20 protein-coding genes and 1 riboswitch are annotated in these 19,552 nt (G+C 42.0%); of the genes, 4 read left to right on the forward strand and 16 right to left on the reverse strand.

All coding sequences use genetic code 11. The features are described 5' to 3' along the window. Positions 1 to 119: 119 nt before the first annotated feature. The 16 genes from F8N35_RS11420 to F8N35_RS11495 form a co-directional block, all read right to left on the reverse strand. Positions 120 to 824, reverse strand: coding sequence for a HesA/MoeB/ThiF family protein (locus F8N35_RS11420; RefSeq protein ID WP_293052965.1), 705 nt, complete (start codon positions 822 to 824; stop codon positions 120 to 122). Between the two features lie 3 nt (positions 825 to 827). Next, positions 828 to 1,946, reverse strand: coding sequence for a 2-iminoacetate synthase ThiH (gene thiH, locus F8N35_RS11425; protein ID WP_293052968.1), 1,119 nt, complete (start codon positions 1,944 to 1,946; stop codon positions 828 to 830). Between the two features lie 11 nt (positions 1,947 to 1,957). Further along, positions 1,958 to 2,731 carry a thiazole synthase gene (locus F8N35_RS11430; RefSeq protein WP_293052971.1) on the reverse strand — a complete coding sequence of 258 codons (774 nt, stop codon included), beginning with the start codon at positions 2,729 to 2,731 and terminating at the stop codon, positions 1,958 to 1,960. Between the two features lie 44 nt (positions 2,732 to 2,775). Further along, on the reverse strand, positions 2,776 to 3,408 hold the full coding sequence (locus F8N35_RS11435) for a thiamine phosphate synthase (RefSeq protein WP_293052974.1): 633 nt from the start codon (positions 3,406 to 3,408) through the stop codon (positions 2,776 to 2,778). Positions 3,409 to 3,438: 30 nt separating this feature from the next. Then, the gene (locus F8N35_RS11440) at positions 3,439 to 3,999 is read right to left on the reverse strand and encodes a thiamine phosphate synthase (RefSeq protein WP_293052977.1); all 561 of its coding nucleotides are present in this window, start codon (positions 3,997 to 3,999) and stop codon (positions 3,439 to 3,441) included. 6 nt (positions 4,000 to 4,005) lie between these two features. Continuing rightward, positions 4,006 to 4,209: a sulfur carrier protein ThiS gene (gene thiS / locus F8N35_RS11445; protein WP_293052980.1), complete on the reverse strand. Its 204-nt coding sequence runs from the start codon at positions 4,207 to 4,209 to the stop codon at positions 4,006 to 4,008. An 11-nt stretch (positions 4,210 to 4,220) separates the two neighbouring features. Beyond that, positions 4,221 to 5,918 carry a phosphomethylpyrimidine synthase ThiC gene (thiC, locus tag F8N35_RS11450; RefSeq protein ID WP_293052983.1) on the reverse strand — a complete coding sequence of 566 codons (1,698 nt, stop codon included), beginning with the start codon at positions 5,916 to 5,918 and terminating at the stop codon, positions 4,221 to 4,223. A gap of 53 nt (positions 5,919 to 5,971) precedes the next feature. Next, positions 5,972 to 6,067, reverse strand: a riboswitch (TPP riboswitch). A 94-nt stretch (positions 6,068 to 6,161) separates the two neighbouring features. Next, positions 6,162 to 6,602 carry a GNAT family N-acetyltransferase gene (locus tag F8N35_RS11455; protein ID WP_293052986.1) on the reverse strand — a complete coding sequence of 147 codons (441 nt, stop codon included), beginning with the start codon at positions 6,600 to 6,602 and terminating at the stop codon, positions 6,162 to 6,164. Between the two features lie 203 nt (positions 6,603 to 6,805). Continuing rightward, positions 6,806 to 7,159, reverse strand: a complete 354-nt coding sequence (locus F8N35_RS11460) for a hypothetical protein (protein WP_293052989.1) — start codon at positions 7,157 to 7,159, stop codon at positions 6,806 to 6,808. Between the two features lie 395 nt (positions 7,160 to 7,554). Next, on the reverse strand, positions 7,555 to 8,739 hold the full coding sequence (locus F8N35_RS11465; RefSeq protein WP_293052992.1) for a hypothetical protein: 1,185 nt from the start codon (positions 8,737 to 8,739) through the stop codon (positions 7,555 to 7,557). Positions 8,740 to 8,758: 19 nt separating this feature from the next. After that, positions 8,759 to 9,169: a hypothetical protein gene (locus F8N35_RS11470; RefSeq protein WP_293052994.1), complete on the reverse strand. Its 411-nt coding sequence runs from the start codon at positions 9,167 to 9,169 to the stop codon at positions 8,759 to 8,761. A gap of 135 nt (positions 9,170 to 9,304) precedes the next feature. After that, positions 9,305 to 9,526, reverse strand: coding sequence for a DUF2905 domain-containing protein (locus F8N35_RS11475; RefSeq protein ID WP_293052996.1), 222 nt, complete (start codon positions 9,524 to 9,526; stop codon positions 9,305 to 9,307). Between the two features lie 47 nt (positions 9,527 to 9,573). Next, positions 9,574 to 9,840 (reverse strand): hypothetical protein, encoded by a 267-nt coding sequence (locus tag F8N35_RS11480; RefSeq protein ID WP_293052998.1) that lies wholly within the window; start codon positions 9,838 to 9,840, stop codon positions 9,574 to 9,576. A gap of 271 nt (positions 9,841 to 10,111) precedes the next feature. Continuing rightward, on the reverse strand, positions 10,112 to 10,873 hold the full coding sequence (locus F8N35_RS11485; protein ID WP_293053000.1) for an ion transporter: 762 nt from the start codon (positions 10,871 to 10,873) through the stop codon (positions 10,112 to 10,114). Positions 10,874 to 11,437: 564 nt separating this feature from the next. Beyond that, positions 11,438 to 12,214, reverse strand: coding sequence for a DUF4382 domain-containing protein (locus F8N35_RS11490; RefSeq protein WP_293053002.1), 777 nt, complete (start codon positions 12,212 to 12,214; stop codon positions 11,438 to 11,440). Positions 12,215 to 12,516: 302 nt separating this feature from the next. Next, complete coding sequence (locus tag F8N35_RS11495; RefSeq protein ID WP_293053005.1) at positions 12,517 to 14,049, reverse strand: carbon-nitrogen hydrolase family protein; 1,533 nt, start codon at positions 14,047 to 14,049, stop codon at positions 12,517 to 12,519. Between the two features lie 721 nt (positions 14,050 to 14,770). Here F8N35_RS11495 and F8N35_RS11500 point away from each other — a divergent pair. The 4 genes from F8N35_RS11500 to F8N35_RS11515 all read left to right on the forward strand — a co-directional run bounded on the left by F8N35_RS11500 (position 14,771) and on the right by F8N35_RS11515 (position 19,521). Continuing rightward, positions 14,771 to 15,517: a LuxR C-terminal-related transcriptional regulator gene (locus tag F8N35_RS11500; RefSeq protein WP_293053007.1), complete on the forward strand. Its 747-nt coding sequence runs from the start codon at positions 14,771 to 14,773 to the stop codon at positions 15,515 to 15,517. A 30-nt stretch (positions 15,518 to 15,547) separates the two neighbouring features. Continuing rightward, positions 15,548 to 16,240, forward strand: coding sequence for a LuxR C-terminal-related transcriptional regulator (locus F8N35_RS11505; RefSeq protein ID WP_293053009.1), 693 nt, complete (start codon positions 15,548 to 15,550; stop codon positions 16,238 to 16,240). Positions 16,241 to 16,394: 154 nt separating this feature from the next. Then, the gene (locus tag F8N35_RS11510; protein ID WP_293053011.1) at positions 16,395 to 16,724 is read left to right on the forward strand and encodes a hypothetical protein; all 330 of its coding nucleotides are present in this window, start codon (positions 16,395 to 16,397) and stop codon (positions 16,722 to 16,724) included. Between the two features lie 382 nt (positions 16,725 to 17,106). Then, complete coding sequence (locus F8N35_RS11515) at positions 17,107 to 19,521, forward strand: TonB-dependent receptor (protein ID WP_293053014.1); 2,415 nt, start codon at positions 17,107 to 17,109, stop codon at positions 19,519 to 19,521. Positions 19,522 to 19,552: the final 31 nt, after the last annotated feature.

Below are 19,552 nucleotides of genomic sequence, written 5' to 3' on the forward strand. Positions count from 1 at the left end.
ATTAAACCTGTTTTTGTGAGATTTCAGCTTGCAAAGATTGCACTTTCATGGCTTGTTTCAATGTCTTGGCAGCATTTTCAGGATTGTCGGCCGAAACTATTGCCGAAGCAACGGCAATTTTATCTCTTTACCGTATGTATCCGGTTGTGCATTCCGTCGTATAGCAATAGTTTGTCGGTCATCACTTCGCCCAATCCGGTGAGGATTTTTAGCACTTCCAATGCCATCATGCTACCGATAACGCCGGGTATGGCACCCATCACACCTATTGGACTGGTGGCTTCGGCGGCTGCATGCCCAAACATATCTTTATACGACATGCTACCGCGATAATTGAACACACTGAGTTGACCTTCCAGCTCACGGATGGCTCCGTGAACGAACGGAATGCCGAATTTCCGGCTTTTGCAGTCAATCAAAAAACGCGATTTGAAATTGTCGGTAGCACCCACCACCACATCGAAGCCGGGAAACAAGCGATTGGCCGATTCGTCGGTCAACCATTCGTTATACACTTCAATCCGGACTTCGGGGTTCATCGTTTGCAAGCGTTCGGCAGCAAGCAACGCTTTCGATTTGCCTAAATCAGAAGGTGCATATAATATTTGCCGTTGCAGGTTGGAAACAGACACCACATCGGGTTCCACAATCCCGATTCGCCCAACGCCTGCAGCAGTCAGGTATTGCAACACCGGGCAACCCAGTCCGCCTGCTCCGATGACCAACACGGATGCCCGTTTCAGCTTTTCCTGCATGCCGGGCGTAAAACCATTTATCCGCAGGTGGCGGTCATATTTCTCTTGTTCGAATGCGTTTAGTCCCATTTTTTATCGTGTTTGCAGGCACATGTCCCAGTCTTTCCACACCACTTCGTATCCTTTTGAACGTACCATGGTGGTAAATGTTTCGGGGTCGCGGTCGTCCGAAATGGCAAATTGTTCCAGCTCTTTGTTGTTCTCGGTATATCCGCCTGGGTCGGTGCGCGAGCCGGCACTCATCGTCGTTACTCCCAGTTGCACCAGATTATCTCTGAAAGCAGGGCGTTCACGTGTCGACAGGGCTATTTCCACCTCTTCGTTGAATATCCGGTAGGCACAAATCAATTGTAATAAATCGGCGTCTGTCACAATGCTGTTGGGTTCAAACGAACCTTCGAACGGACGAATGCGCGGGAACGACACGCTGAAGCGACTTTGCCACCAGCGTTTTTCCAGATAGTTCAGGTGCAGAGCTGTGAAGAAAGAATCGGTTCGCCAGTCTTCCAGTCCCAGCAGGCATCCAAGTCCTATTTTTCGCATTCCTGCTTCGCCGCATCGGTCGCCCGTTTCCAACCGGAATTGCATATTGGCTTTTTTCCCCCGCGGATGATAGCCCGCGTAGCGTCCGGCATTGTACGTTTCCTGATACACATACACGGCATACGCTCCTTCATCCACCAGACTCTGGTACTCTTCTGTTTTCATCGGCGCCACTTCCAATGATATTTGTGCAAACATCGGGCGCAGGAGTTTCAGCATTTTCTTCAGGTAGTCAGGTCCGTTTTGGCGCGGATGTTCGCCCGTGACAAGCAGCAGGTGTTCGAACCCCATTTGCTGAATCACGGTTGCTTCGCGTAGCGTTTGTGCCTCGTTGAGCGTGATGCGGGTTGTTTCGTTCTCGTGTCGGAAGCCACAATATACACAGGAATTGGTACATTCATTACTCAGATAGAGCGGGATGTACAATTGCAATGTTTTGCCGAAACGCTTTTGTGTCAGTTGGCGGCTCAGTACAGCCATTTGTTCCAGATAGGGTTGCGCTGCCGGCGAAATCAGTGCTTTGAAATCTTCGAGGTCGCGTTTGCCCTGTTTCGCAAGTGTCCGTTCCACATCGGCAGCTGTTTTTGCGTAAATCGATGCCTGTGTCGTTTCCCATTCATGTTGCTGAAATATATCAAAAAATGTCATGGCGCAGCTGTTTATAGATTGTACAAGAATGATGTCAGCGGACTTGAAGCATCTGCTTTGTCTAATCTAGGAGCCAGTCGCGCTTCATAGGCTATCCGTCCGGCTTCCACAGCTAATCGGAATGCATGAGCCATGGCAACCGGATTTTCCGAAACGGCAATAGCAGTGTTTACCAACACGGCATCGGCGCCCAACTCCATTGCTTCGGCTGCATGGGATGGTGCACCAATTCCTGCATCCACCACCACAGGCACAGTACTTTGTTCGATGATGATGCGCAGAAAGTCGCGGGTTTGCAATCCCATATTCGTTCCTATCGGCGCTCCGAGTGGCATTACGGCAGCAGCACCCGCATCTTCCAGCTTTTTACACAGCACCGGATCGGCCTGAATGTAGGGCAACACGATAAAACCGTCTTTTGCCAACTCCCGACAGGCCGCCAGAGTTTCTTCTCCGTCGGCCAGCAGGTATTTCGGGTCGGGATGTATCTCCAGTTTCAGCCAGTTGGTGCCTAGCGCCTCCCGTGCGAGTTGTGCCGCGAAAATGGCTTCCTTCGCTGTACGCACTCCCGAGGTGTTGGGCAACAGATGGAGGTGCGGATGCTTCAAATGGGCGATCATGTCATCGTTTTCGTTGTGCATATCGATGCGCTTCAAAGCCACGGTGACTAATTCCGATTGCGATGCGAGTACGGCCTCTTCCATCACCTGATTCGAACTGAATTTTCCCGAGCCGGTAAACAGTCGCGACGAGAATTCCCGTCCCTGTATGATTAATGGTTCCATATTCTTTTTTTGTTTTAAAAGTCCCCTTTAGGGGATTTAGGGGTTTATTTCAATTTTTCAAGATAGAGACCGGTATTTTCTTCGATGGCTTCATTTGCCACAATAGCTCCTGCCAGCGCAATGCCATGCACTCCGGTCGAAAGAATATCGGCTACATCGTCTGCCACAATTCCGCCGATAGCTACTACGGGAATCCGGATATCGAGGCTTTTCATTGCCGACAAAATGGTTCTGTAGCCTTCCATTCCCAGTATCGGACTCAGATTTTTCTTTGTCGTGGTAAAACGGAAAGGTCCCAGTCCGATATAATAAGGTTGTTGAATAGCCAGTGACTTTATATCGTCCAGCGTGTTGGCCGTGGCACCGATAATTTTTCCTTTACCCAGTATTTTTCGGGCTTCTGTCACTGTCACGTCCGATTTGCCAAGGTGCACACCGTGTGCTCTGCATTTTAGTGCAATGTCGGCACGGTCGTTGATAATCAGTACCGCATTGTGAGCTTCGGCCACGGGTAAAATTCGTTTTGCTTCCGCAATGATCGTGTCGTCATTGGTTTCTTTCATGCGCAATTGCACCCATCGGCAACCGCTTCGTATGGCTCGAATGGCTTGCTCGCTGTGGCTCAAATTTTCATGCGCCACGGTGATAAATTGCAGTTTCCCTATTTCGTGTTTCATTCCAAATTCAGTGTTGTAATATTTGTGTACCTACTCCCCTTTGGTGGTCGGGGGTAATGCCTGCCACACACTTCCCAGCATGGCATAATCGTCGAATCCGAGCGCTTCAACTTCGGAAATCCGTTCCTGAGTGATTCCTCCCAGTGCCACTATTTGGAAGTTGCGGGGCTTTTGTAGTGCTTTTCGCAACAGTTCCATATCCCATTCGCGGCTGTAACCCTGTTTCGACACCGACGGAAACAACGGACTGAACAACACATAATCTATCCCCGCAGGAATGTGGTCAAGTGCTGCTATCTCGTGTGCGGTAGTGCTTTTTGTTCCGCAATAGTCAACATAGTGTCCAATCATCTCTTTGTTTCGTTCGTTGAAATGCAGGCCGCGTACCGAAAATACGGTTGCCAGCTCGAAATGACTGTGCAGCATGATACGCGAATGAAACCTGTTTTCGATTTTGCTGAGCAGTTTTTCCATTTCTACTTTGGTTGCATCGGGTTTTCGCAGGTGCAAACAGGGCAAGCCTTCTGCAAACAGCGCATTGATTCTGGTGGCTTCTCCTTCAAAAAAGCCGGGTTGACTGATGGCTATCATGGCCGGTTATCCTCCGCAACAGGCTTTAATCACCAGCAGTTTGTCATTCTCGGTAAGTGTCGTCGATTTCCATGCCGAGCGGGGCACTACACTTTCGTTGATGGCCACGGCAATGCCACCTATCTGCAATTGCAGTACTTCGGTCACCAAACGATGCACATTCACATCGCTAGCTATTTCCTGTATTTGTTCGTTGATATAGATGTTCATGTTTCAGTATTTTAGTTGGACGAAATGCAGTCGCTCAATTCGCGCGTCAGCTTCATGGCGCAAAAATTCGGGCCGCACATAGTACAATATCCTTCGTCGGAGTGAGAACCTTCCTTATAATATTCCAAAGCACGTTCGGGATCGAGAGAAAGGTTGAACTGGTCTTTCCAGCGGAAGTCGAAGCGGGCTTTGCTCAAAGCATTGTCGCGTACCGGTGCTCCGGGATGTCCTTTGGCAAGATCGGCGGCATGCGCTGCAATTTTATAGGCAATGACACCATTGCGAACATCCTCTTTGTTGGGCAAACCCAGATGTTCTTTCGGAGTAACATAGCAGATCATGGCCGTTCCCAGCCATGCAATTTGCGCTGCACCGATGGCAGATGTAATGTGGTCGTATCCCGGCGCAATATCGGTAGTTAATGGTCCAAGAGTATAGAAAGGAGCTCCGTGACAAGCCTTTTTCTGTAACTCCATGTTTTCTTTGATTTTATTCATGGGCACATGTCCCGGACCTTCAATAATTACCTGAACGTTGTGTTTCCATGCTTTCAAAGTCAGTTCGCCAAGCACTTCCAATTCTGCAAATTGCAGAGCATCGTTGGCGTCATGAATAGACCCGGGGCGCATACCGTCACCTAATGATACGGCAACATCGTAAGCTTTGAGTATTTCGCAAATTTCGTCGAAATGAGTGTAGAGAAAATTCTCGGTTTTATGCACTTTACACCATTTGGTAAGGATGGAACCTCCGCGAGAGACAATACCTGTAAGACGGTTTGCCAAAAGATCTGCATGAGCTTGTAGTACACCGGCATGAATAGTAAAATAATCGACACCTTGTTCGCATTGTTCAATCAATGTATCTCGGTAAATCTCCCAGTTGAGATCTTCCACTTTGCCGTTGACCTTTTCAAGCGCCTGATAAATAGGAACTGTTCCTACAGGTACCGGACAATTACGGATAATCCATTCGCGGGTTTCGTGAATGTTTGCGCCGGTCGAAAGATCCATCAGGGTGTCGCCTCCCCATTTGCAACTCCACACAGCCTTTTCCACCTCTTCTTCAATGGTGGACGACATGGCGGAATTACCGATGTTAGTATTGAGTTTTACCAGAAAATTGGTGCCGATAATCATCGGTTCGGCCTCGGGGTGGTTGATGTTTGCCGGAATAATAGCACGCCCTGCAGCTACTTCCTGACGAACAAACTCGGGAGTGATGTGTGTTTGGATTCCCAGCTCCTCAATCATCTGATTTTCCCGAATGGCCACGTATTCCATTTCCGGAGTGATAATGCCCTGTTTAGCATAATACATCTGGGTTATTTCTTTTCCTTGTTTTGCTTTGTAGGGCAGACAGATGTGCTGAAAACGTAAATGATCGAGTGATGAGTCGGCGGCACGCATGCGTCCATATTCCGAACTAATTTCGGCAAGTTGTTCTACATCACCGCGTTGTTTGGTCCATTCTTCGCGTAGTCGTGGAAGTCCTTTCTTAAGATCAACTTCTACGTTGGGATCAGAACAAGGTCCGCTGGTGTCGTACACTGTTACCGGAGGATTGGTCGTTACCTTGCGTTCGCCACCCGCTATTTCTACAGTGTCCAGTTGAGTAATGCGGCGCATGGCCACTTGTATGTCGTGGATACGACCCGGAACAAATATCTTTTCCGAAGAAGGATAACTGATTTTGATGTTGTTGTTCATACCTTAATTTGTAAGCGTATACAAAGGGGTACGAAACAATTAAAAAAATTGAAGAGAAACTATGAATAAATTCCTACGTCGGCATTACCCGCATCAGGTTCATAGGGTATAATCTCAGCCTGTAAAGTAAGGCACCCCTTTTTTGTGTGCTGCAAAGATAGTGAAAAATGGATAGGATAGACAGTGACTAACTAAATTTAGATGTTTTGTCTTAATAGTGTTAATGCAAAAGTATGGAGATAGTCAAAGAATAAGGTCGCAGTTGCGTTCTGTCTCATTAATTTGGGCACCTAAACTTTTATAGAAACCTATAGCCGGAGTATTCCATTCGGAGACTTGCCAGCGTAACTTGCTGCAATGTTCTTTTGTTGCCAAATCAATGATGCTGTTGATGAGTTTTGTGCCAATTCCTTGTGCGCGATATTCGGGTTTGACGTACAGATCGTCCATATAGAACGATTTGCCAATCCACGTGTAATAAGCAAAAAAGCAGGTGGCATAGCCAATTATAGTATTCTCTTCATTTACTGCGGCATATCCGTTAATGTAATCTTTTTCGGCAATCATTTTCTCAACCGTATTGGTCATCAGCTCGGGAGCTTTCTCAAAGATGGCAAACTCTTTGAACAAAGCAACAAGTTGAGTGAAATCAGCTTCTTCAATTGGACGTATCTGTATTGACATATCGTATAATTTTCTGCAAAATTAGGAATTTTGTTTTATGAATCAGATATGACTTGCCGGATAAGAGTCGTTGTTTTGGGATCAATAGGGTCGGGTATCTAACAAAAAAAGCTTTATGACGGGTAATATCTTCGGATTAACCGTGCATAAAGCCTTGAATTTGAACAAAAATATCTGACTGATACTTGTTTGTCAGTTTTATGTTAAGCGCTGCCAGTGTTATAGGTAACAGAAGAAATAGACTTTTGAGGAACAATGTATTCTTCGCAGAAATTTTCAAAAACAAGAGTTACATCTTTGATGAAATTTTCTTTTGAGAAGTTGAAAAGTCTTCTCGGGGTTTCGTTTTCAATAATGTTGATGAAAATGTAGTTCTGATGCTTTTTCAGAATAATCATGTTTTTGTTCTGTTTACTCTGTTTCATCCGGTGCGATTCAGTTGTCAGAACTGCTGTTTCATCACTGTAATTTGCATCGCTGAACTCTATGTTATGGTTCAGGTAGTTTAAGACAGAATGCAAATCAGTCGTAACTAATTTAAAGGATGACGTTCTCATTCTCTTTAGATTTTGGAAGATTCAAGACCTTTAAGGTCACATTTTGAATCTTTGATTTTGGTTGCACAATGATTTTGGTTCTTCAAATATAATACATTATTTCACATATTCATTAGTAATTAACATATAAAACGCATTAAATAATAAAATAAGTAAATGTGCATTTGTAATGTATTGATATGTAGTGTTATATGCGTGTTTGGTGGGTGCTGTTTCATGGTGGTGCGAATAAAAGATTGTTTTTCTCTATTTTCACCAAAAAGATTGTCGTTTTTTTTATTGACACAAAGGGGGGCGGCACGCAAGTTGTTTAACCTGTGTGAGTTTTGCAATGCGGGCTTATTTTCTGAAGTGTATTGCTAAAGAGAAACTATTCTGAGAAATGGAATGGTGTGTTATCGATCTTCAGTCGAAACTACTATTCCGTTGGCCAGATAATTGTTGTTTTTCAACAAACGACTGAGATTGTAAGTCATTATTGATCCTGATCTTGGAGTAATGGATTCAACCCGTATTTCAGTTATCCGGTTTTGTGTGTATTTGAGGCAAATATCTCCCCGGGTAAGTTGCTGCGTGGGGATGTTATACTTTTTGCGGGTCAATGCAGGTTTACAGGAACACCAGCCTTTCCCCTTTACAAAATACGGATGATCTGCCGTATTGATGTTTACGGTATGGTCGCTAAATGCAATTTTTACCATATCATCATGTGCAACAGAGTCAATCTTTTGAACAATATCAGTTACGGGTTTCAGCGTTTTCATGTCCACTGTTACTATTTTATCTCCCGTTTTTACTGTTTTGATGGATTTTGTAGTTCCGTCTGGAAGTACAATTTGTGTGTTCCCTTCTAAACAGAAGGAAATATAGCAGTATCCGGGCGTAATTGTAGTTTTTCCGGTAACCAGATCGATCAGGCCGGTAATGCATTGGTTTTTATCCCAATTAATATCTCCTGAAGCCTGAAGATACGGATGACCGTTCGTGGAATTGATTTTGTTGGCATTTTTATAAAGAATAGTGCTTGTACAAAGTGTATCGGTCTTGGCCGCTTTAATTAATGCTTTAAGCGCAGCTTGCCGGGAAGTGTATTTTAGTGTGTTGACAGATGCTACGTTGAACATGTGAGCACTGAATGCCGATGCGTCAATAAGGCTGTTAATCTGGTCTTTGGTGAGTAACGTAGTTCTTGGCACAGAGATAGATGGATATAAACCGGCTGTCGAAGAATTCAGAAAAACGGGGAAAGAGTCATACAGGATTGTTTCAGCCCAGTCTATTTTTACTTTATAGCTAATGCCGAAAGAAATGCCATCGTTCCATTTTCCGATGCCTGTGCTGCAAGGGGAAATGTGAGCGTTAAAGTAATCTTCCGTCATGTTGTTTCTGGAAAGGAAGAGTTGTTTCCAGACATTGAAGTAGTTCAGGCATGTATCGCTGGTGCCGAATAGGTCACTACAAACTATTGGGTCAGTCTGCATGGCATAACGGGAACAATCGCATTTGCGGGTTGTATATTCAGTAATGGTGCATGATCCCAGAAAGAAGATGCCAATGACGAAACCAATCAATTTCTTCATAAGCCGGTTGTTTATGCCTTTATTGGCGTTTTAATTTATAGCGGTCGATGTGCGTATCTGATGTTGCTGAACGATAATCTTTTGATATTTCAATCGAGTCATTCTTAATTTTGATTTTGTATTTCCCGCCAAGTATTAGCGATCCGTCAAAATTGGCTGTCCATGCGCATTCATTCGTAAAAATAATAGTGTCGCCAATAATAGAGTAGGTGCCTTTGCAAAGTGCAGGGTAGTATGGTTTGCTGCTTGAGCCCGACCACGTGTTACCCGAAAACCGAAGGGTTACGGTTGAAGTGTCTGTCGGTTGCCAGATTATCTCTCTTTTGAAAGAGCCTTTATAGGTGCCATCAGCAAACGTATAGTTTTCTTGTATGGTACTGCAACCCCAAACGCATACAATTAATGCTAATGCCAACATGAATCTTTTCATAATTCGGTAAGATTACTACTGTTATTCTTCAGAAAAACAGATATAAACTATAGATGCATATTGCCTCGTAAATGCTGCTTTTAGTTGATATTGAGGAGGAATCTTTAACTCCGGAGAGATTGCCTCTTCGCATTATTATAGAAATTTTTTGATGATGGCTATAATGGCAGATAGGACGACGCTTGCCAGTATCATGGTGGTTATCGGGAAATAGAATTTGACATTCTCCTTTTCAATACGAATATCTCCGGGTAATCGTCCCAACCATGATAATTTATCCCCGGCAAAGTAAACCACAATTCCGGCAATTACTATGAGAATGCCTGCAATGATTAAGATTTTACCGATCGGGTGCATTATTGGTAAGGTTTATCGGTTAGTGTTTCCGGGAAAGAATGAAGTGCTTAAATTATCACCGGTGTTGATGTAACAACGGTAATATGGTTGCTATAATACTCCTGACGAACCAGATCCTGTGTCAGAAAAAGTTTTTCCCACATGGTGCGATAAGCCGCATTGGTATCGATGTCGCAAGCCATTCTTGTGGCGGAAGAATCTGCTACAGCCGGTTTTAATGCTCTTTGGTAGCGATATTCTTTTAATACCAGCAACGCAAGCACCAACACACAGGCCAGAAAGCCTAATAACCATTTAGTGACTTTTGTTTTCATATGCAAAAAAGAGTTGATAGTTTCGTTTGAGCCTAATTATAATTCAGCTTTTTACTATTGCACGTGTTGTCTGCACTAGTGATGTCACCTGTATAATTAGTTAGGAGGTTCCCGGAATAATTCATTTCGAAGTAGCTTGCCAGGACAATCCTTGTGGTTGTCCTAAAGCTGATATTAAAGGAACTAATTCTATGTAACATCTATTTTTAGTCAGTAAAATTAGTTTAGCTTGGTATGAATGCAAAAAACAGACTTTCATAAACTGGAAGAATTAATTCATGCTTTCTATAAGGATTTTACTTTTCTGTTCATTAAATTCGTCTTCACTCAATATGCCTCTTTCCTGTAATTCTTTTAGTTTTTCAAGTTGGGTAATCCAATCATTGTTATCTTTTGCATCTGAATTATTGAGAAACCAAGATGCTACATATCCGGTAAAAGTACCAAAGAGCCCAACGCCGGTTGTCATTAAAATAGTTGCAATCAATCTTCCTTCAGTGGTAATCGGATATTTATCTCCATATCCCACTGTTGTAATAGTCGTAAAAGCCCACCATAAAGCATCTTCCGCGCTTTTGATATTGGAGGCTGGGGCTGTTTCAACCTGCAATATTCCTATGGATCCAAATATTAATGTCAGAAAAGCAATTAAAGCCACTGCGGCAAATGTCCCGTTTATCCTTGATTTGAAAATATGTTGTATTAAAAAGCGCACAGAACGAAACGCTCGCATTACCCGGATAACTCTTATTAATCTGATAGTTCTTCCATATTGCAGAAAAGTGAAAGTCGGAATGCTTGATACAAAGTCAATCCATCCCCAACGCATAAACTGCAATTTTGATTTTGCTTTAAAGAAACGATAAAAGAAGTCATATAAAAATATGATGCAGATCATATTATCTATTAATGAAATCAATTGTGACGTTTCTGGCGAAAGCTTAAAAAAGGAATCTATCAGTAAGGCCACAAGTACATAAATGGACAGAACCATTATCGTGATATCCAAAAAAGTGAGCTTCTGCTGGTTCATTGAGAGACTGCTTTTGATTAAATTATTTAAGGATTATTGCTTTGTGCTAGTTTATACATTTTCAACTAAATTTCCTTCGCAAATTTACATTTAATTTCTAAATAAATTAATTGAATTGTTTTTTCTTTCTTTGTTTTGGTGATTAAATACGGAGAGGGCAGAATAGCACCAACTTTGGCTGCAATACTGATGTATTACTCATATTGTCAGTGTGATAAGAGGGACAGAAGTGTGTTGTTGGAAAGGAGATATTATGCCAAGAAAAGACGGCATCATTAAGGCTGTCACAGGGAGTGATGTGCTTTGCAGAATATGTGTGGAGAAAATAACAACAATCCGGTTAACCGTATGTTGTTACGGATAATTGGATTGAAGTGGAGGTGAGGTATAGTGTTAAGGATAACTAAGGACATGGTATGCTCAAAAAAGGAGAGAGGCGGAGATGGGCGGGTGCTAACCAAACGCTGTTCTCAAAGAATTTACCTTATTCTCCTTTTTTATTATCCAGATTGCCGCAATAAAAGAATTTGCAAGCTAACCTAAATGAAAGAGTCGTTTTGTCTTTTACTGAAAGGATACAGTTCCCATATCGGTTACTTGCCCTGATGTTACAAGTACATTATCAATAGTTTTGTTTATATAAGGCGATATAGGCTGAAATACAACCTTGTATGTTCCGGCGGCAATGCCTCTCAACAGAAATTTCCCGTCACTACCGGCTATAGTCCCGATAGTGTCACCACCGGCTATTGCCGTAACATAGGGTGCTGCTGCCACTGGAGATACCATGCCTTTAATTGCGCCACTTGTTGCTTTGGTGAATGTGCGGATTACGGGTTTCAGGTTAAATCCGCCATTTCCTTTTGCCACGATAGAACGGGCTGCATCAAAATCAATCCACAACTGATAATCCACACCTTCGGTCAGTATGGCGTTGATATTGAATTTCAAACCCGACTGCATGGCTGACGGTGTGTCGAGCGTGTACAGTTGGTTATTGATTTTTACCTGATTGTTCGACCCCAACACGAGGCGCATCTGGGTGATTTGGCCGGCCGGCAGTTCTATTTTGGCCAGAAGAGTATCCATGCCATTCCTGAAATCAAGCAGGTTGTACACCCCTGATCTGATAGGTAGTGATAGCCAGTTATCAGTTACGCCCGTTGCTGCAACATTGATTTGGGCGCTTTGAATATCAATAAGAACTTGTTGAAAATTAGCAGGAGCATCTGTCAGACGAACGGAAAAGGTGGCATTTTTCACCGGAGTTGTCGTGCAGGACGACAAACCCAGAATAATTGTGCTGACCACGATAACGATAGTAATGATTTTCTGATACATAACATTCAAATTAAAGATGGTACATTCCAGACTTTGTAGTAATATTTTCTTAAGAGAGGTTCGTAATGTGCTTCGTAAAATACGATGTAAAATTACTGTGTTGTAACCCGGAAGTCAATAGTATGAATGATCTTTAACTTGTAAAATGACAGAAAATTAAACCGTTTATATAAAGAAAAGAAATAGGTAAAAAGAGTATTTTTTAGTTGTGTTTGCTCTATATTCAATTCAAACATACCCATGAGATGTTTGAGTTGAATGTAGAGCTTTGATATATATAATATTATGGGTTGGAAACGAACTTATCGCTTCAGTTTTAGTTCATACAAATCGTTACGCCGGTCTTTCAGGTTGCGTACGCTACCATAGGTGTGAAGTTCGGTGAGCAATGAGATGTCCACATCCGACACCATTATCATTTCGGTGTTGGGAGTAGCCTCGGCACATTTGCCATCGGTAGGGAAAGCGAAATCGCATGGCGAAAATACTCCCGACTGAGCATACTGGATGTCCATGTTGTGAACGCGAGGAAGATTGCCAACACAACCCGCTATCACGACGTAGCACTCGTTTTCAATAGCACGTGCCTGTGCGCAGATGCGTACCCTCGAATAGCCGTTTTGGGTATCGGTAAGGAAGGGAACAAACAATATCTGCATGCCCTGATCGGCCATAATACGGGGCAGCTCAGGATATTCCACGTCGTAACAAATCAGTACGCCGATACGGGCGCAATCGGTATCGAAAGTCTTTATCACCTTGCCGCCTGTAAGCCCCCAGCTTTTAATTTCGTCGGGTGTCACATGAATTTTCTCGTAAGTGTCGTAAGTGCCATCTCTGCGACAAAGAAAACCGACATTGTGCAGGTCGTTGCCCCGTAACTGAGGCATGCTTCCGGTAATGATATTGGTGTTGTAACTGATAGCCAGACTTATAAATCGTTTGCGTATCTCGTCTGTATATTGCGCCAGTTCGCGAATAGCCTGCGACTCGCCCAGATGGTTGAATTTCGCCATCAGCGGAGCATTGAAATATTCGGGGAAAAGCACGAAATCGCTTTTGTAATCCGACACCGCATCCACAAAAAATTCCACCTGTTCAAAGAGATCGTCCACCGACTGGTAATTGCGCATCTGCCACTGCACTAATCCGACGCGAATACTGGTCTTTGGAGGTATAAAGTCGGGGGTGGGTGCCTGATAATAGATATTATCCCATTGCATGAGACAGGCAAAATGTTTCGATTCTTCATCGTTGGGAAGGTAGTTGGTTATCACCTTGCGTACGTGAAAATCGTTCGATAACTGAAAGGTGAGCACCGGGTCGAAAATCTCTTTTTTGCGTACCTTTTCTATGTATTCTTTCGGGCGGATTTCGTCGGCATACTTGTGGTAATTGGGCAACCGACCGCCAAACATGATGGCTTTCAGATTAAGAGTTTCGCAGAGCTCTTTGCGATAATCGTACATGCGTCGGGCAAGGCGTAGTCCTCTGTATTGCGGATGAATGAATACCTCTATTCCGTACAGGATATTGCCGTTTGGATTATGAGTGTCGAAGGATTCGTTACCCGTCACCGAAGCATAGGTGTGATCGTTTTTGACTAGATCATAGTCCACGATAATTGAAAGCGCGCAACCCACGATTTTTTTATCCACAACGGTAACCACTTGACCTTCCGGAAAGATGGTGATAAGCTTGTCTATTTGTTTTCGCGACCAAAATACATCGCTTCCGTCGCTGTAAGTGCGTGTAAACGACTGTGCCAGTTGCTTGTAATCATTTCGGTGCAACGGACGAATGGAAACTTTACTGATTTCAGGTATATTATCCATACGAATCGCATTTTATGAATTTAAGAAAAACAAATATAAAAGGAATATGTTGCATGTCAAATACAAAAAACGCTTTTTAGGAAAATGAATTGTCGCTTTTGTTCTGAAAAGCTGGTATGTATACTCATGTTGTGTAACAAGTGTATCTAGGCGGGATTGATGAAAGATATTGTGTTTATGGCACAGTTCCGATAGGGATTTGTATCGGATTGGACGGTTATTGCGAAAAGGTAAAAATAATAGCAGATCGATTCACATCGACCTGCTACCCATAATCTAAAGAGAAAAATAACATGACAGACACATTCTGTCATGTTAAGGGATAAATAGTTCCTATAATGATCTTATTGTATTTTAAAGTTGTTTATCCAGCTCAATAATCATATGCAAAGTTACAAAATTGTCTGCTGTAGGAGTAGTTTGTGCTGTGGGAAAAGAGAATGATCAAGAAAAATACTACATTTAAATATGTGATGAAATTAAATTATTCTTCATTTTGTTGTTAATGTGACATAAAATAGAGTTGATGAGAATAACTATATTAATGTTATAGTGTAATTAAATATTAAATTCAAACGTTTGCACTAACAATTTATCTTTTCGAGATTTTGATTTTTGACTTGTTTTTTTACATATTTACCTGAATAAGCATATTGGCAAGCTATCCGAATGAACCTATCTTTGCCACTAGAAGATATCTGAAGGTTAAAGAGGAGAGGAAATGAACATTGTTGATAAAGCATCCGGATTGAAGCCTGCTAAAAAGAAGTCTGTCAGAGATGCTATTGTAGAAAATATACTCTCACAGTCATATATTTTAAAGCAAACCGTCATTCTTATTGATTACCAAGCACAGCGTCTTATCTGTCGTAATCATAATCCCTCGTTGAGATCTATATTCGAAGATGAGGAAATGGACATGCCAATGGGGCAAGGCTTTCTTTGGAAGAACCTTTCAAAAGAAGAATTCGCATTGTATAGGAGAATTCTTCTTATTATGTCGGAGTACAGAAAGAACAGCGCACTATCAGGCCACCTTTATCATTTTACTTTTAATGTGGCGTTACAAACAAATACAGGAACTATTCAAATGATACAGTTTAAGGCGATGCCACTGTTTTATATTGATGTTTATCCTAATAAAGTCCCCAGTTTCACATATTCTTTACTGGAACCGTCGGATGGTTTGTGTTCAGGTAACCTCACTCTGCACGATTTTACTAATCAGAAAAAATATTATTACTTGTTGTTGATGAAAGGCAATAAGGAGAGTTTTGTTGTATTGGAAGAATCCGAACTTTCCATTTTTCAGCTGGTTGCTAAAGGGTGTGTAGAGGCAGAAATAGCAGAAATACTGAAGATTAGTTTCGGTACTCTGAAATATTTGAAAAGTAAAATATTGTTGCAGGCCAATGTTCAGTCTACAGCGCAACTCATAGCATTACTTACCAAGCAGGGGTTTATTTGAAATAGTGCAGGCAGAATAGAGGAATATAAAATGGAAGCAGTAAAAGATTTTTGTGAATTCTTGTCTCAGTTTTGGCAGAAAGGTTTAGGCGCCATTAATATAGAAACCCTTGAGCCAATTTTTGTGTCGGAACTTTTTACAAAGGAGACCGGAATACAAAACCGTGATATCCATTTATGTGGAATAAACTTCTATGAAAAATTTCTTCATCCAAAGGATTTTATTATTTTGCCAAGGATACATGATGTCACGATGAAATATTTCGAGAAACAGAAAGTGATGAATGAGTGTATGCCCATTGCTACTTACAATGTAAGATTGAAAAATATTGTGGGTGACTACCAAAGCTTTTCAATGTCACTCAAAATAATCTCGATAGAAACAATTTCTGTTAAGTCAAAAAGATTTGGATTATTGATATGCCAACCCGAAACAAAATTTGGTTTTGAGCGGTTTGTGCTATGTATTCCAGATAAAAAGAAGCGACTTTACTTTTCAAATGCTTCGGGGAAATATGTCAGTAAGGAACATCTGGAGTTTCGTGCAATTGAAAAAGATATCCTGAAACTAATTGCCAGTGGTTATAATGAAGCAAGAATTACTAAAGAATTACATGTTAAGATTGATCTGATTCGTTATTACAAGAAATGTATCTACCAGAAGCTCTACGTATCCAATATGTCGGAAGCCATTTATATTGCAACATTACATAATTTAATCTGAAAAAGTATTCTGAGTAATAAAAAACAAATGCTATAATACAGAAATTACTACCCAATGCAGAGATGCGTTCACTTCTTTTAATATCACAAATGTACGAATCGATGGTGTGATAAAGTATCTTTGTCATCAAATTGAAGGATCATTAAAATTGTTTATGCACAGAAGAAATGCGATACGCACTTTTATAGCATCACTCCTTTTGATGCTTACAACCGGCACACTGATGGTGAAGTCGGTTCACTGCGTGTTGATTTCTCACGATGCGGTTACTGAGGCTGTAAACGGTCAGGCAACCTTTTCTCCCGACCAACCGGATAGTTGTCCTATCTGTTCTTTCGATTTCTATCCTGTAATACTTCATTCGCTGAAAGTATTGCCAGACGTAACCCGTTTTGTTTATTCAGAACGCAGTTACTGCCTTGTTGATGCACTTGTCAAACAGGCTACCCATCTCTTTTTGTTACGCGCGCCACCTACTGCGTAAACCTCTCATCTTATTTTTTAAAATCAGGACTCGTATTATTGATTTAGTACGGGCTTAGGTGTATGGTATTTGACTACTTTGATGAGTCATAATATTACATTACATCTAGCATTTACATTAGCCTTAAGGAATCAGAAAGCATGAAAAATATGCTTGATTTCTTAATGGTGATTATTCATAGAAGGCGTCTTGATTTTTTATTTTTGACCCCCAACCCCCAAAATGGGGGTTGTAACATTTGCAAAATGCACAACATTCATTCGTTTTAAGGACGAGTTCCTCCCCATTTAGGGGAGGTTGGGAGGGGTTGATGAGTAAAAATAAACTATAAATTACAGAACCAAAAACAAGTCAAGACGACTTTATAATCTAAATAAACGTTATGCAAAAAAGATTGATATTTATCATTTTATATATTATTCCGGCATTATTGTTTGCCGAACCATTACCTTTAGCTAAAACGTCGCTGAAGGGCATTGTGACCGATAAATTAACGGGAGAACCCTTGATTGGTGTGGCGGTATACATTCCAGAGTTGAAAACAGGATCCGTGACTGACGATAAAGGCTCTTATCGTATTGATAATTTACCGAAAACAACACTTACCGTACAAGTTACTTATGTAGGACATCAGTCCGTTATTGAGCCTGTTGATTTGAGAAACAGTGTGACGCAAAATTTTTCGCTTGTGGAATCGTCGGCCAAAATTGACGAAGTGGTGGTAACGGCCACTGCCGGATCAACACAATTGGTGAGAACTCCCACGCCGATTGTCATTGTACCTCATACCGATCTTTTGCGTGAGGCATCTACCAACCTGATGGATGCGTTGGCCAGTCAGCCAGGTATTTCACAAATTACAACGGGAGGGGGTATTTCAAAACCTGTTATCCGCGGACTCGGTTACAACCGGGTGGTAGTGGTCAACGACGGGATACGTCAGGAAGGTCAGCAGTGGGGCGACGAGCACGGGATAGAAATAGACGAACAAGCCGTGAATAAAGCCGAAATTTTGAAAGGCCCAGCCAGTCTGATGTTTGGTTCCGATGCCATGGCAGGGGTGATTAACCTCTTTTCAGCTCCAACTCTTCCCGAAGGCAAAATAGCCGGTAATTTCTATGCGAACTATCAAACGAATAATGGGCTCATGGCTTATTCTCTTGATTTGGCAGGCAATAAAAAAGGATTTATATGGGATTTGCGCTACAGTGATAAAATGGCTCACGATTACACGAATAAGTACGATGGCTATGTCTATAATTCGCGTTTCAGAGAGCAAGCACTGACCGGTTTGATAGGATTCAACAAAGAGTGGGGGTATTCTCACTTAACCTTTAGTACTTATCAACTCACACCCGGAATCGTGGAAGGGGCACGTGATTCAATATCGGGAAAATTTATAAAACCGGTTGTAGTCAACGGCGTTGAAGGTAGTGAGCTTGTTAACGATGCTGATGGGAAGAGTTACAGTCATGGAATGCCATATCAGCAGGTAAAACACTACAAAGCAGTGTGGAACAACAGTATTTTTATAGGGGACGGTAGTTTGAAAACAACACTTGGATTTCAGCAAAACCGCAGACAGGAATTTGGCGATGTTCTGAATCCTGATCAGTACGGACTTTACTTCTTGCTGAATACCGTAAACTATGACGTACACTATATGTTATCACAAAAAAACGGATGGTCAGCTTCGTTTGGAGTGAATGGCATGTATCAGCATTCCATGAATAAGGGGACTGAGTTTTTGGTACCGGAATACAATCTGTTTGATGCCGGTATCTTTGGAATTGCCAGTAAAACTATAGGACGATTCGATATTAGCGGCGGCATACGGTTTGATAATCGTCACGAACACGGTGACGACCTTTATTTGAATTCAAATGATGAGAAAACCACTGTTTCAGATCCAACAGCCTACCACCGTTTTACCGCTTTTACCAACAATTTCGGAGGAATAACCGGTAGTTTGGGTGCCGCCTGGAGAATTACAGACGATTTTCATGCAAAATTCAATCTGTCAAGAGGTTTTAGAGCTCCAAATATTGGCGAATTAGCTTCCAATGGAGTGCATGATGGAACTGTTCGTTACGAAATAGGCAATAGTAGCCTGAAGCCCGAAACCAGTCTGCAAGCCGATTTTCAATTGGGCTATTCATCGCGTTATCTTTCTGCGGAAGTCGACCTGTTTGTCAACCGGATCAACAATTATATCTTTTCCAGAAAGCTGAACAGTATGGCAGGTGGTGATTCAATTACCAATAGTTACCAGACTTATAAATTTGTTTCGGGAGATGCCCGTATTATGGGTGGTGAATTTATGCTCGACGTTCATCCATTTGACTGCCTGCATATCGAAAATAGTTTTTCGTATGTCAATTCAATTCAGCTACAGCAACCGGATTCCACACGTTATTTGCCGATGACTCCGGCTCCAAAATGGAAAACCGATGTGCGACTTGATATTTTAAGACATGGTAATGTGTTACGTAACGGATATATTAATGTAGGTGTAGAGAGTTACTTTGCCCAAAACCATTTTTATGCGGCTTATGGTACGGAAACCCGTACACCTGGCTATTCCTTACTGTATGCCGGAATTGGTGGCGATATTATACACAAAGGCCATACGCTCTTTTCTCTCTATTTGACAGGAAATAATCTGACTGATGTGGCTTACCAAAGCCATTTGAGCCGTCTTAAATACGAGGATGTAAACAATGCAACCGGTCGAACGGGAGTGTATAATATGGGGCGGAACTTCAGTATTAAGTTATTGGTTCCGATAAACCTGTAGCGATAAAGTACTTGTTTATTTATATTTAGTC

Origin of the sequence: Paludibacter sp. (assembly GCF_009712605.1) — a bacterium.
In the GTDB taxonomy this organism is placed as follows: Bacteria; Bacteroidota; Bacteroidia; order Bacteroidales; family Paludibacteraceae; genus Microbacter.

What these genes read in the sequence shown, in the direction of transcription:
- F8N35_RS11420 (WP_293052965.1), bottom strand. Translation starts at nt 824, where the DNA reads ATGGGACTAAACGCATTCGAACAAGAGAAATATGACCGCCACCTGCGG.
- thiH (WP_293052968.1), bottom strand. Translation starts at nt 1,946, where the DNA reads ATGACATTTTTTGATATATTTCAGCAACATGAATGGGAAACGACACAG.
- F8N35_RS11430 (WP_293052971.1), bottom strand. Translation starts at nt 2,731, where the DNA reads ATGGAACCATTAATCATACAGGGACGGGAATTCTCGTCGCGACTGTTT.
- F8N35_RS11435 (WP_293052974.1), bottom strand. Translation starts at nt 3,408, where the DNA reads ATGAAACACGAAATAGGGAAACTGCAATTTATCACCGTGGCGCATGAA.
- F8N35_RS11440 (WP_293052977.1), bottom strand. Translation starts at nt 3,999, where the DNA reads ATGATAGCCATCAGTCAACCCGGCTTTTTTGAAGGAGAAGCCACCAGA.
- thiS (WP_293052980.1), bottom strand. Translation starts at nt 4,209, where the DNA reads ATGAACATCTATATCAACGAACAAATACAGGAAATAGCTAGCGATGTG.
- thiC (WP_293052983.1), bottom strand. Translation starts at nt 5,918, where the DNA reads ATGAACAACAACATCAAAATCAGTTATCCTTCTTCGGAAAAGATATTT.
- F8N35_RS11455 (WP_293052986.1), bottom strand. Translation starts at nt 6,602, where the DNA reads ATGTCAATACAGATACGTCCAATTGAAGAAGCTGATTTCACTCAACTT.
- F8N35_RS11460 (WP_293052989.1), bottom strand. Translation starts at nt 7,159, where the DNA reads ATGAGAACGTCATCCTTTAAATTAGTTACGACTGATTTGCATTCTGTC.
- F8N35_RS11465 (WP_293052992.1), bottom strand. Translation starts at nt 8,739, where the DNA reads ATGAAGAAATTGATTGGTTTCGTCATTGGCATCTTCTTTCTGGGATCA.
- F8N35_RS11470 (WP_293052994.1), bottom strand. Translation starts at nt 9,169, where the DNA reads ATGAAAAGATTCATGTTGGCATTAGCATTAATTGTATGCGTTTGGGGT.
- F8N35_RS11475 (WP_293052996.1), bottom strand. Translation starts at nt 9,526, where the DNA reads ATGCACCCGATCGGTAAAATCTTAATCATTGCAGGCATTCTCATAGTA.
- F8N35_RS11480 (WP_293052998.1), bottom strand. Translation starts at nt 9,840, where the DNA reads ATGAAAACAAAAGTCACTAAATGGTTATTAGGCTTTCTGGCCTGTGTG.
- F8N35_RS11485 (WP_293053000.1), bottom strand. Translation starts at nt 10,873, where the DNA reads ATGAACCAGCAGAAGCTCACTTTTTTGGATATCACGATAATGGTTCTG.
- F8N35_RS11490 (WP_293053002.1), bottom strand. Translation starts at nt 12,214, where the DNA reads ATGTATCAGAAAATCATTACTATCGTTATCGTGGTCAGCACAATTATT.
- F8N35_RS11495 (WP_293053005.1), bottom strand. Translation starts at nt 14,049, where the DNA reads ATGGATAATATACCTGAAATCAGTAAAGTTTCCATTCGTCCGTTGCAC.
- F8N35_RS11500 (WP_293053007.1), top strand. Translation starts at nt 14,771, where the DNA reads ATGAACATTGTTGATAAAGCATCCGGATTGAAGCCTGCTAAAAAGAAG.
- F8N35_RS11505 (WP_293053009.1), top strand. Translation starts at nt 15,548, where the DNA reads ATGGAAGCAGTAAAAGATTTTTGTGAATTCTTGTCTCAGTTTTGGCAG.
- F8N35_RS11510 (WP_293053011.1), top strand. Translation starts at nt 16,395, where the DNA reads ATGCACAGAAGAAATGCGATACGCACTTTTATAGCATCACTCCTTTTG.
- F8N35_RS11515 (WP_293053014.1), top strand. Translation starts at nt 17,107, where the DNA reads ATGCAAAAAAGATTGATATTTATCATTTTATATATTATTCCGGCATTA.